Here is a 12,773-nt window from a genome sequence, read left to right as displayed (position 1 = left end):
GGTGTAAATGGTTTACACTTTTAGTCAGTTATTGAGCTAAACTGAGTGGTAACTAGCTTGTGGTTATTTAATATCAGTTTAGCTCGAAGTGTGCGCAAATCGTTAACATGTCTAGTTTCAATGGAGTTAATTGAAAATGAGCTCAGTGGCTGAAGTCATACAATACCCAGATCGCCCTACAGAAAACAGAGAATTACTTAAGGTGATTAAAATGTCAGTAGTAGATAAGCGAAAACGCTTAGGTTGGCAAGATAAAGACTTAGAGGCTCGTGGCATCATTGGTCGATGGATTGATGGCACTTCAAACAGATTAACGCTTTATAGGCAGGACGATAAAATTTATTTAGAGACTTGGTCAAGCGATGGCTGTCATAGCTTAGATGTTATGATATGCACTCAGACTGAGCAAGGCTTAAAACTCGAAGATAAAGGCGGAAATATTTTTGGTGAATATTTTTTGTTAACTGATGATAATTCACTGCATTTTTGTAATGCCAGCGAGTGTTACTATACGGCTAAAGCGGTATAACTTAATAATGGAACTGGTATTTAGTGTGAAGGACTCATGCTTATGCCTCTCATGGTCATGTTGAATCAGGGCTATCTTGCTGAAATGGACCGATTAAAAAGGGTGAGAACTCTTGAATGTTATCTCTTTAGCCGAAAAGGGATGCCTGATGCTCAATGACATTGCATGCAATCTAAGCCTGCTTGAAGCCGCTATTACCTCTTTATCGCCATAAAAGTCATCGCCTAATATTGGATGGCCTATAGCCAGCATATGAAGTCTGAGTTGATGTGTCCTTCCTGTCACGGGTTTTAATTCTACTAAGGTCCTGTTTTCTCTGCGCTCCAGCACCTTGTAATAGGTCTTAGAGGCTTTGCCATCTGCGGCTATCTCTTGCAGTGGCGGCCGGGTTTTATTGGCTTTCATTGCCAGTTCTATCACGCCTTGATCTTGGCTTAATAATCCACGAACCTCAGCAATGTAGGTTTTCTTACTCATTCTATTCTGAAATTGGGTCTTGATATTGGACTCGGCCTTCTTATTTAGCGCAAAAACCATAATGCCAGAAGTCGCACAATCGAGACGATGTACCAGTATAGTTTCAGGGTAGCGCTGCAGTAAACGAGTGAGCGCACAATCGTAGGTATTCTCTGCACGGCCGGGATTAGACAGTAGACCCGAAGGTTTATTGATCACGAGTATATCTCGGTCTCGATAGCGTATATCTAACCAAGGGACCGAAGGGGGGGCGTAAGTGAATATCTGCATGAGTTCTCCTGTAGCGGCGAATTCTAGCAAAAACAGGTCCAGTTGAGAATTGCTAAGCCTAACTTTTTAGCTGATTTTATGCTGCTAAAGCCCTAAAGCCCTAAAGCCCTAAAGCCCGTTATAAGTATTCTGCCGGGGTCTTACGAGCCCAAATCTTACTGTAGGCCATCAGTTGAGGATAGAATGTTCTAAATGCAATCTCTATCTCAATATCCAGCTTGTCGACCGCTTGGGTAGCACCTTGGAAAATTTCCGGCTTAGAGATGCGTTGAGCGACGGAGTTAATGGTTCGATGGAGACCTTTTTTGCTTCTATATGCGCTAAGCCAATTTTCGCTGCGGATCTTCGGCGCGAGTTGTTTGAGCTTTTCTGGCAAGCGTTCACAAGCATCGATGGCATCGTAAGCATTTTCGGCAAATTGTTGCAGAGTGAGATGGTGATACTCTTCCCAATATTTCGCCAACATATGGTCGAAAGCCAGATCGACAATAATAGGCGCGGCTCTGGTTAAACTCTTGGGGAATTTAGCGACTAAGTCTTTGGTGAGTTCGTGACTGTCTGTGAGCTGGTCAATTTGTCTATGTATCCAGATCCCTTGCTGTAGGTGTTTAGGATAATTGGCTATATTGCCTTTGGCAAAATCACCAGCAAGATTAGCCGCGAGACTGGTTTTACTGTTATCGGCAAGATGTAAGTGTGCAAGGAAGTTCATGACGTTGTTGTTAATTTTCTTGGTGATAACTCAAATTTTACGTTATCATGTGCTCGGATGCTAAGATAGTTTTTCTCTAATTTAAATTGATTTTAGAGTGACTTCTTAAGGATGTGCATCGTTTTGATTATATTCTCATCAATTATCGGTTTAAGGGTCAAGGAAGATGTGGAACTGGTTATCTAAAGTATTTCCCAAGAAAGAGCAATCTCAGCGAAAGCGTGTGCAAATAGATATTCCCTACGAGCAGCATAGCTACCGCAAGGAAGATTTTGATATCGATGAGCAGTCCAACACCTTGGAAGAAGGTAAAAGCAGTAACTGAACCTTGATCTTCTCTGTCTCTGTTAATAGACTAGCGCCGGATTTATGTTAAGCAGAGACCAACCATGCGTGTGAGCGATTATTCTTTCGAACTTCCTGATGAGCTTATTGCTCGATACCCTACCGCCGAACGTACCGCGTCGAGACTACTTTCTTTAGATGGCAATACTGGTCAGGTCACAGACAAGCGATTTACTGATATTCTCAATATGGTCAATCCTGGCGATCTTATGGTGTTCAACAACACCAGGGTGATCCCGGCGCGACTGTTTGGCAAGAAGCAGACCGGTGGCAAGTTGGAGCTATTAGTCGAGCGTATGCTCGATGATAAAAGCATATTGGCCCACGTTAGGTGTTCGAAATCCCCTAAGGTCGATTCGATTATCTGTTTAGATGGAGGCTATGAGATGATCATGCTTGCCCGTCACGACGCCTTGTTTGAGCTTAAACTCCTGTCGGACAAAACCATACTCGAAGTGCTCGAAGATGTAGGGCATATGCCTTTGCCGCCCTATATCGATCGCCCCGATGAAGATGCTGATAAAGAGCGTTATCAGACCGTCTACAATAAGACTCCGGGGGCCGTTGCCGCACCGACTGCAGGATTACATTTTGACAATGCGATGTTAAAGGCGTTGGCAGATAAAGGTGTTGATGCCGCGTTTGTGACCTTGCATGTTGGCGCAGGGACCTTTCAGCCGGTAAAAGTTGACAATATCCTCGAGCATAAAATGCATTCTGAGTGGGCCGAAGTCACTCAAGAGGTTGTCGACAAAGTCAGACAAACTAAAGCGAATGGAAAACGTGTTATTGCCGTCGGTACAACATCGGTGCGTTCATTAGAGAGTGCGGCTAAGGCAAGTTCTGCTGAGCTGGAAGCATTTTGCAGTGATACCGACATCTTTATCTACCCCGGATATGAGTTCCAAGTGGTCGATGCCATGGTGACAAACTTTCATCTGCCCGAGTCGACCTTAATCATGTTGCTCAGCGCCTTTGCCGGCTTCGATGAGGTAAAAAACGCCTATCGACACGCGATCGCGCAAAAATACCGCTTCTTTAGCTATGGAGACGCCATGTTTGTGACTAAAAAAGCGAACTGATTTCGAAAATTGTTTTAAAATACCCACCCACAAGATGAGGTGGGTATTTTTTTCTGCTATTTTTTGTGCATTTTTAACGATACAGGGTTGATACTCAGTTGTTTGCCCTTATCTCTAGTCTTAATGTTAGCTTGTACCGATTATTTAGCTTAGTGCAGGCAATTATGAGTCAGACTGTTTATCTGGCGAGGTGTAATCATGAAATTTGAATTAGATACAACAGATGGGCGTGCCAGACGCGGCCGTTTGATTTTTGACCGTGGTACAGTAGAGACTCCAGCCTTCATGCCTGTGGGTACCTATGGCACAGTCAAAGGCATGACACCGGAAGAGGTGCGAGAGACTGGCGCCGAAATCCTTTTAGGTAATACATTCCACTTATGGCTGCGTCCGGGCGAAGAGATCATGCGTAAGCATGGTGGTCTGCATGACTTCATGAATTGGCAAGGTCCAATTTTAACCGACTCAGGTGGATTTCAAGTATTCAGTTTAGGTGATATCCGTAAGATCACCGAAGCAGGTGTGCATTTTCGTTCACCAATCAACGGTGATAAGATTTTTCTGGACCCGGAAAAATCGATGCAGATCCAGAACTCGTTGGGCAGTGATGTGGTGATGATTTTCGATGAATGTACACCGTATCCAGCCACAGAAGATGAAGCGCGTAAATCGATGCAGATGTCACTGCGTTGGGCTCAACGTTCACGTGATGAGTTCGATAAGTTAGAAAACCCTAACTCTCTGTTTGGCATCATTCAAGGAGGTGTCTATGAAGACCTGCGTGATGAGAGCTTACAAGGGTTAGTCGATATAGGTTTTGACGGCTATGCAGTCGGTGGTTTAGCAGTCGGTGAGCCTAAAGAAGATATGCATCGTATTTTAGAGCATGTCTGTCCTCAAATCCCTACTGATAAACCTAGATACTTGATGGGGGTCGGTAAGCCAGAAGATCTCGTTGAAGGTGTGCGCCGCGGTGTCGATATGTTTGATTGTGTGATGCCAACACGTAATGCCCGCAACGGCCATCTGTTTACCAGTGAAGGTGTGATCAAGATACGCAATGCGCGTCATCGTGATGATACTGCCACACTCGATGCTAAATGTGATTGCTATACCTGTAAGAACTATTCACGGGCATATCTTTACCATTTAGATCGTTGTAATGAAATTTTGGGTGCTCGTTTAAACACCATTCATAACCTTAGGTATTACCAAAGGTTGATGCAAGGTTTGCGCGGTGCAATCGAGACAGGTACATTAGACGCCTTCGTTGAGGAGTTCTATACCAGTCAAGGTCGTGAAGTTCCTAAATTATTCGATTAATTTTAACTACTGCTAAATAAGAAGAGAAAACTATGTTCATTTCAAATGCGTACGCTGCAGATGCCTCAGCAACTGGTGGCACCATGGAGTTAATTTTCATGCTGGTTATATTCGGCCTGATATTCTATTTCATGATTTTCCGCCCGCAGTCTAAGCGCGTCAAAGAGCAAAAGAACTTAATGGGTTCATTGAGCAAAGGTGACGAGGTGCTCACCAGTGGTGGTATTTTAGGTAAGATTGCTAAAATCAGTGAAGGAAATGATTATGTGTTACTGACAATCAATGAAACATCTGAAATTACGATTAAAAAGGATTACATAGCGGCCATATTGCCTAAAGGCTCTATTAAGTCACTTTAAGCCAAGAGGGCGATGGTGTGTTAAATAAATACCCAATGTGGAAAAACGTGATGGTGGCTTGCATCGTCTTTGTCGGTTTTTTCTATGCAATTCCCAATCTCTTCGGTGAAGACTATGCGGTACAGATAGTTGCCACTCGTGGAGCCGAGGTGACTGTGGCGACTCAGTCGACAGTCAATGATATTCTTGCCAGTAAGAATATTGCGATGAAGCGTTCGGAGCTTAAAAATGGCCAATTGCTTGTTCGTGTGATGGACGGCGATCAACAGTTACTTGCCAGAGAAGCGATAGCCGCTGCGCTGGGTGACAAATACACCGTCGCCTTAAACTTAGCGCCGGCGACGCCAAAATGGCTGGAAGCTATGGGCGGTAGCCCAATGAAGTTAGGTCTGGATCTACGAGGCGGTGTTTACTTCTTGATGGAAGTGAAGATGGACGAAGCGGTTCGTAAGATGACCGAGTCTAAGATGGCCGATTTCAGGACCGACCTGCGTGGTGAGAGAATTCGCTATGCGGGTATACGTGAAAGTGCCAAAGGCATAGAGATCAAATTCCGTGATGCCGAGAACTTAGCTAAGGCTGAGCGTTTCCTCAAGTCTCGTGACAATGACATGGTGTTCACCGATACCTCATCGGGTGGTAACTACTTTTTGATTGCCAATCTCAGTGATAACTATCTGAAACAGATCAAAGAGGATGCACTACAGCAAAACATCACTACGATTCGTAACCGAGTAAATGAGTTGGGTGTTGCTGAGCCTGTGGTACAACGCCAAGGTGCAGAGCGTATTATCGTTCAGTTACCCGGTGTGCAAGATACCGCTCGCGCCAAGAAAATTCTGGGTGCTACGGCATCGATTGAATTTCGCATGGTTGATGAGAAAGCCGATGCTGCCGCTATAGCCAGTGGTCGAGTCTCTCCTAATTCTCAGGTTTACGATCGCCGTCAAGGTGGAAAGGTTGCGCTTTATAAAGAAGTCATGCTATCAGGCATCCATATTCAAGGTGCACAGCCAAGTTTTGACGAATATAGTCGTCCTCAGGTAAGCATCAATTTAGATTCCAAGGGTGGCTCAATCTTCTCGAATGTGACTAAGGATAACATTGGTAAACCAATGGCCACCTTGTTTATCGAGTATAAAGATAATGGTGCTAAGAATCCGGATGGCAGTATAAAGCTGGAAAAGATAGAGGAAGTTATCTCAGTCGCGACCATTCAAGCACGTCTGGGACGTAATTTTGTTATTACAGGTCTGGATCATTCTGAATCACAAAACCTAGCGCTACTGCTTCGAGCCGGAGCCTTGATTGCTCCTGTGGTTATCGTTGAAGAACGTACTATTGGTCCAAGCTTAGGTGCTGAAAACATTCAAAACGGTGTTCAAGCGATGATCTGGGGCTTGGCCGTTGTACTTATCTTCATGTTAGTCTATTACCGTGCTTTTGGTCTGATTGCCAATCTGGCGTTAACCGCAAACCTAGTCATGGTGGTCGGTGTGATGTCGATGATCCCTGGGGCTGTTTTAACACTGCCAGGTATCGCTGGTATGGTATTGACCGTAGGTATGGCAGTTGATGGCAACGTGCTGATTTATGAGCGTATCCGTGAAGAGCTAAGAAACGGCCGTAGTGTGCAGCAGGCAATTCATGACGGTTATGCTAATGCATTTTCTACCATTGCCGATGCTAACATCACCACCTTTATGACAGCACTTATTTTGTTCTCGGTCGGAACTGGTGCAGTAAAAGGTTTCGCAGTCACCTTGATGATAGGTATTGCGACTTCTATGTTTACCGCTATCGTGGGAACCCGCGCAATAGTTAACGCTGTTTGGGGTGGTAAGCGCGTTAAGAAACTGTCTATATAAGGAAAGTTGATTATGTTTCAGATTTTATCGATAAAAGGCACAGTCAACTTTCTGCGTCATGCCGTGCCAATCAGTATACTGTCGCTTATTTTAGTTATTGCCTCTTTGACGTCGCTAGCGACTAAAGGTATTAACTGGGGGCTAGACTTTACAGGTGGTATCGTTGTTGAGCTAGAATTTTCATCGACTGCAAACCTTCAGGCACTTCGCGCGGAACTCACCAGCGAAGAAACAGAAGGTGTCGTGGTACAGCATTTCGGTTCAAGCCGTGATGTGATCACGCGTCTTCCTATTAAGGAAGGGGTTAAGAGTGAAACTCAAGTTGCACAGATTATGGAAGCCGCGATTAAGCTAGATCCCCAGGTGATCCAGAAGCGTGTGGAGATGGTGGGACCTCAGATTGGTCAAGAGCTAGCAGAGCAGGGTGGACTCGCCGTGTTAGTGGCACTGATCTGTATTTTGATTTACGTATCCTTCCGTTTCGAGTGGCGTTTAGCACTCGGCGCCGTTACGGCACTGGCACACGATGTGATTATCACCTTAGGTGTGTTCTCTCTGTTGCAGTTAGATTTTGATCTTACGGTACTGGCAGGTATCTTGACGGTTGTCGGTTACTCACTCAATGATACTATCGTTGTATTTGATCGTATCCGTGAAAACTTCCTCAAGATGCGTAAAGGCTCGCCAGAGGAGATCATTAATATTTCAATCACTCAGACCATGAGTCGTACCATCATTACGACTGGTACCACTCTGGTTGTGGTTGTCGCCTTGTTCCTCAAGGGCGGTACCATGATCCATGGGTTTGCAACGGCACTCTTGATGGGTATTTTCGTCGGTACTTTCTCATCTATCTATGTGGCGAGTTTCCTGGCGATTAAGCTTGGGATCAATCGTGAGCATATGTTGCCCGTCGAAATAGAAAAAGAAGGTGCAGATCAAGAGAAATTGATGCCTTAAGCCTTGTTAATATAGCAAAGCATAAAGAAAACCACCTTAGGGTGGTTTTTTATTGTCATTTATATATTGACTGCTGCAACAATGTCCCAAACTCTAATAACTGAATTCTCGTTTGTTATCCGCCTTGGCCGCATTTATCCTCGACAGACTCGCTTATTTAGCAGTAGGATGTTGGCACTCATATATGAGTTAACATATTTGTCACATCTAAAGTTTGCCAGAAGAGCAAGAGTTGTAGGGAAAAACATGGAAGAGCGCAGTAGAATGGTTGCGGGCGGTAATTTATTACAAGCTCACACGTGGAAAGGTCTGTTAGAAACAAGTGGAATTGAAGTTGAGCTTCGTGGTGAAGCGTTACTCGGTGGAATAGGTGAGCTGCCAGTGGATCTGCAAAATGTAGAACTCTGGGTATCTGAGTCTAAATATGAGCTTGCTAAAGCGCAACTCGAATCTCTTAACGCCGAGGGGCCTCGATGGCGCTGCGTAAAGTGCCAAGAAATGAATGAGGCTAGTTTTGACTTGTGTTGGCAGTGTGGCGCAGAGTGTGATGAGATACACAGCTAACTGTCAGTTACACATCAATACATATAGTCTTCTGTTTCACTGGTGCCCATAGGTTCCAATACGATTGCCATTAATACAAGTTTAGGAATTATCATTAATGCAGTACTTTCCCCTATTCGTTGATACATCCAAGCTTAAAGTCTTGTTGGTGGGTGCTGGTGATGTGGCCAGTCGAAAATTAGCGCTGTTAGCCAGAACCTATGCTGAGATTGTGGTTATCGCAACAGATATCTCCGCAGAGGTGTCTAAGCGTGCTCAGCAAGGCCGTATTACTCTCGTTAAGCGCGCTGTAGTGCCTGAAGATATAACTGGGTTCGATCTGATTTATCTTGCGACTGCCGATGACAAGCTTAATGCAAAGTTTGCGAGTATTGCCGATGAGCGTGGGATCTGGGTGAATGTTGTAGATAGCCCTGAATTGTGCCGATTCATCACCCCATCGATAGTGGATCGAGGCCGCCTGCAAATCGCGATAAGCACGGCCGGCGCTGCACCCGTTTTCGCTCGAGAGCTAAGGGCGAGACTCGAGTCCTGGTTACCTCTGTCTCTCTCGCCTCTGTTTGATTTTGTTGCGGCTAAGCGCAAAGAAGTGCAACAAAGATTACCTGAATTTAAGCAAAGAAAGCTATTTTGGGAGCATTTCTTCAGAGCCAATGGTGATAATTTTGATGATGAAACTCCTGTTCATTACGATAACGGTTTCCAAGGATTGTCGATAGGTGGAGAGATCTTACTTATGGATGATGAGACTCAAGCCTCTTTGTTACCCATAGCTGCAATGCCATTAATGCAGAAACTCGATCATATATTTAGTCTTGAATCGCTGCCTTTTATGCTCAATGAATTTATCAGACGCGATGCCCAGAGAGGGAAGTTACCCTCTCTCAGCGAGCTGAGTAAGCTATACCAAGGTGGTCAACGTTGTCTGGTGTATGCGGATAACGAGACTATTACCCAATTCAAAGCCCATTTCCCCATGGCGAAACACTTGAGAGCCGGGAAAATCTAATATCCTGTTAGTCGAGTTTATTCATCGAATTAAGGTCGATATATCTCATTAAGCGGGAGATTGAGTTACACTAGCGCCAATTAATTGAGAGAATTAGAATTTATGGCACCAAAAGCTACCGTATACAAAGTCACTCTGCAGATAGCCGATATGGATCGTGGCTATTATCACGATCATCAACTGACATTAGCCCAACATCCTTCAGAAACCGATTCCCGTATGATGGTCCGTTTGCTGGCTTTTGCAATGAATGCCAGTGAGTCATTGGCATTTAGCAAAGGGCTTTGCGTCGAAGATGAACCTGAGCTTTGGGAGAAGTCGCTGGTGGGCGATATCGAGCTTTGGATTGAGTTTGGCCAGAGTGATGAGAAGTGGTTAAGGAAAGCCAGTGGCAGGGCGAAGCAAGTACAGTTATTTACCTATGGTGGACGAGCCGTTCCTATATGGTGGCAACAAAATGAAAAAGCATTAGCACGTTATAAAAATCTTAAAGTGTGGAATATCCCTGAAGAGGCCGTGAAGCAGATGGGAGACTTGGTCACTCGAAATATGGAGCTTCAATATAATATCAGTGATGGGGAGATCTGGCTATCCAGTGAGCATGGCAGTGTTCAATTTACCCCAGAAATACTGAAAGCTTAGCCTTCATCCTTAAATTGATGTAAATCAGCCAGTCATAGACTGGCTTTTTTTGTTTATTTATTCGTCTTGGGTTATGGATCAAAGTTTTAAATTCAAAAATTGATTATAAACACATATATTTATTATCTCTTAAAGGTAGCAGTATTATGTCCGAATCCGTTCATGGCCATCAAGTGATGGAGTTAATGCTTACATTAGGTAAAGCAATAACCAAAGAAGAGCTTAAAGTATTGATGCACCAACATTTTGGTGAATCGGTGCGCTATCATACTTGCTCTGCGAGTGAGATGAATGCCGATGCGCTAATTGAGCTATTGGAAAAGAAGGGCAAGTTTATTGAATCAGCTGCCGGTATAGAGACTGCTGCGGATAGGATCTGTTCCCATTAAGTTTTAATTTTACCGCTTCATATAAATCAAAGTACGAATTATTGGTTAGTTGAAACCTAGTTATCGTTTAACTCGATAATCGTGCTTTGCTCATGTTTGCTTTTTACTGAAAACTCACGAATTAAAATTCTGATGAGGCGTGATTTAGCTAATTTTTTCTCAGCCGCTATTCTGTCTAATATCCCTATTGTATCTTCAGTAAGAGAGTAAAGTAGCGTGTTTATAAATTTTGCTTGAATGTTTATCTAAGCCTTTATGCTTAACTCTGCTTAGTTTTTTTCTACTTTTGCTGACGACGTTAGGTTGGCCAAAGGCGTAATTATTAGCATCTTCGATGAAATCCTCGATGGAGACTTTATTTTGAGGTGTTTTCTTCTTGTGCCTTTTTAGATCAGTTAAGCTCATAGCAATTTTCTAGTTCTATAGCAAAAAGTTCATCTGCAATTGCTCGTATCTCAGCGGCAGCTTTTCCATCGGGCTCCATTTCTATAACAGATGAGCCAAGTTCTTCACTATCATCGTAAATATTTCTGTTGAAAGTCACTGCATTTAATACCCGTAAACCAAATGATTTGACCACTTCTTTTGCTTCGAGAATTCTTTTAAATTGGCTGGGTAGAGAGGGACATTGAGTCATAACTATGGTTGCGACCATTTTTGGGTTGACCATCTTACAGGTACTTAGCATATCTTCCATATGGGGTAAGGTTTTTAAGTCTCTACGCTTGGGTCTGAGTGGAAGTATGACATAGGTTGCGACAGACATGGCCGCACGCATAGCTAAATTATCTTGGCCACCACAATCGACGATGACATAATCGAAGTGTTTCTCTTGGCTCAAGAGGTCATTACGGATTTTTCCGTAAAGTTGAATACAGTTGATGGTTGGAAGGTCTGGATCTTCATTGCGAGCCTGAATCCAATCTGACGTTGTGCGTTGTGGATCACAATCAATCATTAATACATTCGCTTGGTATTTCTGTGTGATATGAACAGCTAGATTTTGGGCCATACAGCTTTTCCCTGCTCCACCTTTTTCTCCGCCCACAAGCAAGATCATAAAAGTATCTCCATGTCTTTCAGCACTCATTATCTGTGATTATTTAAAGAGTTAAGTATAGAGCAGACTATAGAGTTTTGCCGAAAACTCCCTCTTCGGACATAGGGGGCATAATACTAACGCTTAGATAAGTTGTATTGCGATATGGAAGCTTTTGGGTTTACAGTGGGTGGTCCGACAGACTTGCCCTTTGACCATATGCTTTTTATCATTATCCGGATTAAAGGTTATAGCGAGAAGTTCGCCCACTTTAAAGCTATTTTTATATTCAATTAACATCCCGTGCCTCGCCAGGTCGATGCAGATCCCATCGTCTGTCTGTTCCTCGCCATTTTCACCTTGCCAAGCCAAGATAATACGTTCGGCTTCAAGGTCAATTCTGGGAGAGGTGCGTCGTTCACCTAAGTCTTCGATATTATCTGGCATCAAAAATCCTTTATGCGGAATGAAAAACAAGCTCTTTAAAGTAGCATGATTTTTGTTCTAACAACAAAGTTAGTGGATACGGAATGGTATTACCTATGGATACTCGATGAGCGAAGTGAGAGAAGGTTTGTTAATGATCATCTGTGCGTGGGTAAGGAAGTTTAAGCTGACCCCAGCGAATAACAATAACGGTTATTGAGAGTACTAGAGTAGATAACGCTATGGTTATGATTCGCCAATCATCCATGGCTTTTATATCTAATATCAGGTAACGAGCTAGTGCAACAATCGCGATATAAATGGGCATGCGTATCGGTAGCTTTCCAGATTCGGCATAACTAGCCACCATAGCCAGTACTTCTAAAAAGATAAATAGTAATAATAGATCGGCTAAATCGACCCGGGCATTGCCGATGATATGTACTACCTCTTGACCGATGGCGACAATTGTCGCGATGGCAATGATGATGAGCACGAAATGTTCGACAGCTTTAAGACTTTTCGAACCGTATTGACTGTATAGCTTTCCCATAGCGATCTCTGGCAGGTGTTTTTTTTATGGTAGCAATATTTGAGGATTTTGCTTATTTATCTATGTGACGGGGTTCACATTATTGGTATACGTAGGGGAATGGATAACAAGCGAGCGTTTGCTAGTTGGCTTGCAAGCTGTGACCTATAATAATTCGTGTAATATTTTTAGACTCGTTGAAACAAAAAAAGCCATCTGGCTGATGGCTTTTATCTGTTCTTTTAAG

General features: G+C 43.6%; 16 protein-coding genes and 1 pseudogene. 11 read left to right on the top strand and 6 right to left on the bottom strand.

Going from position 1 to position 12,773, the window contains the following annotated elements:
* The first annotated feature begins 136 nt into the window (after positions 1 to 136).
* Positions 137 to 529 (top strand): hypothetical protein, encoded by a 393-nt coding sequence (locus KT99_RS05890; protein WP_005497994.1) that lies wholly within the window; start codon positions 137 to 139, stop codon positions 527 to 529.
* 93 nt (positions 530 to 622) lie between these two features.
* Here KT99_RS05890 and KT99_RS05885 read toward each other — a convergent pair whose 3' ends face one another.
* Positions 623 to 1,276, bottom strand: a complete 654-nt coding sequence (locus KT99_RS05885) for an RluA family pseudouridine synthase (RefSeq protein WP_040571657.1) — start codon at positions 1,274 to 1,276, stop codon at positions 623 to 625.
* A 118-nt stretch (positions 1,277 to 1,394) separates the two neighbouring features.
* Positions 1,395 to 1,988 (bottom strand): acyl carrier protein phosphodiesterase, encoded by a 594-nt coding sequence (locus tag KT99_RS05880; RefSeq protein ID WP_005497991.1) that lies wholly within the window; start codon positions 1,986 to 1,988, stop codon positions 1,395 to 1,397.
* Between the two features lie 166 nt (positions 1,989 to 2,154).
* Between KT99_RS05880 and KT99_RS22240 the strand changes: the two genes are divergently transcribed.
* The 10 genes from KT99_RS22240 (at position 2,155) to KT99_RS05835 (ending at position 10,529) form a co-directional block, all read left to right on the top strand.
* Positions 2,155 to 2,313, top strand: a complete 159-nt coding sequence (locus tag KT99_RS22240) for a hypothetical protein (protein ID WP_005497989.1) — start codon at positions 2,155 to 2,157, stop codon at positions 2,311 to 2,313.
* Between the two features lie 64 nt (positions 2,314 to 2,377).
* Positions 2,378 to 3,415 (top strand): tRNA preQ1(34) S-adenosylmethionine ribosyltransferase-isomerase QueA, encoded by a 1,038-nt coding sequence (gene queA, locus KT99_RS05875; protein ID WP_005497987.1) that lies wholly within the window; start codon positions 2,378 to 2,380, stop codon positions 3,413 to 3,415.
* 198 nt (positions 3,416 to 3,613) lie between these two features.
* Positions 3,614 to 4,738, top strand: coding sequence for a tRNA guanosine(34) transglycosylase Tgt (gene tgt / locus KT99_RS05870; protein ID WP_005497985.1), 1,125 nt, complete (start codon positions 3,614 to 3,616; stop codon positions 4,736 to 4,738).
* Between the two features lie 32 nt (positions 4,739 to 4,770).
* Positions 4,771 to 5,097, top strand: a complete 327-nt coding sequence (gene yajC / locus KT99_RS05865; RefSeq protein WP_005497982.1) for a preprotein translocase subunit YajC — start codon at positions 4,771 to 4,773, stop codon at positions 5,095 to 5,097.
* Between the two features lie 17 nt (positions 5,098 to 5,114).
* Entirely contained in the window at positions 5,115 to 6,965 is a 1,851-nt protein-coding gene (gene secD, locus KT99_RS05860) for a protein translocase subunit SecD (RefSeq protein WP_040571656.1), read from the top strand.
* Positions 6,966 to 6,977: 12 nt separating this feature from the next.
* On the top strand, positions 6,978 to 7,925 hold the full coding sequence (secF, locus tag KT99_RS05855) for a protein translocase subunit SecF (protein ID WP_005497978.1): 948 nt from the start codon (positions 6,978 to 6,980) through the stop codon (positions 7,923 to 7,925).
* A gap of 246 nt (positions 7,926 to 8,171) precedes the next feature.
* Complete coding sequence (locus KT99_RS05850; protein WP_005497977.1) at positions 8,172 to 8,489, top strand: putative signal transducing protein; 318 nt, start codon at positions 8,172 to 8,174, stop codon at positions 8,487 to 8,489.
* A gap of 97 nt (positions 8,490 to 8,586) precedes the next feature.
* On the top strand, positions 8,587 to 9,498 hold the full coding sequence (locus KT99_RS05845) for a precorrin-2 dehydrogenase/sirohydrochlorin ferrochelatase family protein (RefSeq protein ID WP_005497976.1): 912 nt from the start codon (positions 8,587 to 8,589) through the stop codon (positions 9,496 to 9,498).
* 102 nt (positions 9,499 to 9,600) lie between these two features.
* Positions 9,601 to 10,140 (top strand): YaeQ family protein, encoded by a 540-nt coding sequence (locus KT99_RS05840; RefSeq protein WP_005497975.1) that lies wholly within the window; start codon positions 9,601 to 9,603, stop codon positions 10,138 to 10,140.
* A 146-nt stretch (positions 10,141 to 10,286) separates the two neighbouring features.
* A complete protein-coding gene (locus KT99_RS05835; protein ID WP_005497974.1) occupies positions 10,287 to 10,529 on the top strand; it encodes a YecH family metal-binding protein in 243 nt (80 codons plus the stop codon).
* Positions 10,530 to 10,585: 56 nt separating this feature from the next.
* Here the strand turns inward: KT99_RS05835 and KT99_RS22715 are convergent.
* From KT99_RS22715 to KT99_RS05815, 4 genes and pseudogenes are all read right to left on the bottom strand, one after another.
* Positions 10,586 to 10,934, bottom strand: a pseudogene (locus KT99_RS22715) (replication protein RepA).
* The gene (locus tag KT99_RS05825) at positions 10,921 to 11,589 is read right to left on the bottom strand and encodes an AAA family ATPase (protein ID WP_040571655.1); all 669 of its coding nucleotides are present in this window, start codon (positions 11,587 to 11,589) and stop codon (positions 10,921 to 10,923) included. Before KT99_RS05825 ends, KT99_RS22715 begins: the two are co-directional and overlap by 14 nt.
* Positions 11,590 to 11,712: 123 nt before the next feature.
* Positions 11,713 to 12,015 (bottom strand): PilZ domain-containing protein, encoded by a 303-nt coding sequence (locus KT99_RS05820; protein WP_005497971.1) that lies wholly within the window; start codon positions 12,013 to 12,015, stop codon positions 11,713 to 11,715.
* 130 nt (positions 12,016 to 12,145) lie between these two features.
* A complete protein-coding gene (locus tag KT99_RS05815) occupies positions 12,146 to 12,547 on the bottom strand; it encodes a phosphate-starvation-inducible protein PsiE (RefSeq protein WP_005497969.1) in 402 nt (133 codons plus the stop codon).
* Between the last annotated feature and the right edge of the window lie 226 nt (positions 12,548 to 12,773).

Origin of the sequence: Shewanella benthica KT99, from assembly GCF_000172075.1 — a bacterium.
In the GTDB taxonomy this organism is placed as follows: domain Bacteria; phylum Pseudomonadota; class Gammaproteobacteria; order Enterobacterales; family Shewanellaceae; genus Shewanella; species Shewanella benthica_A.
This window is presented reverse-complemented; position numbering and strand designations above follow the sequence as displayed.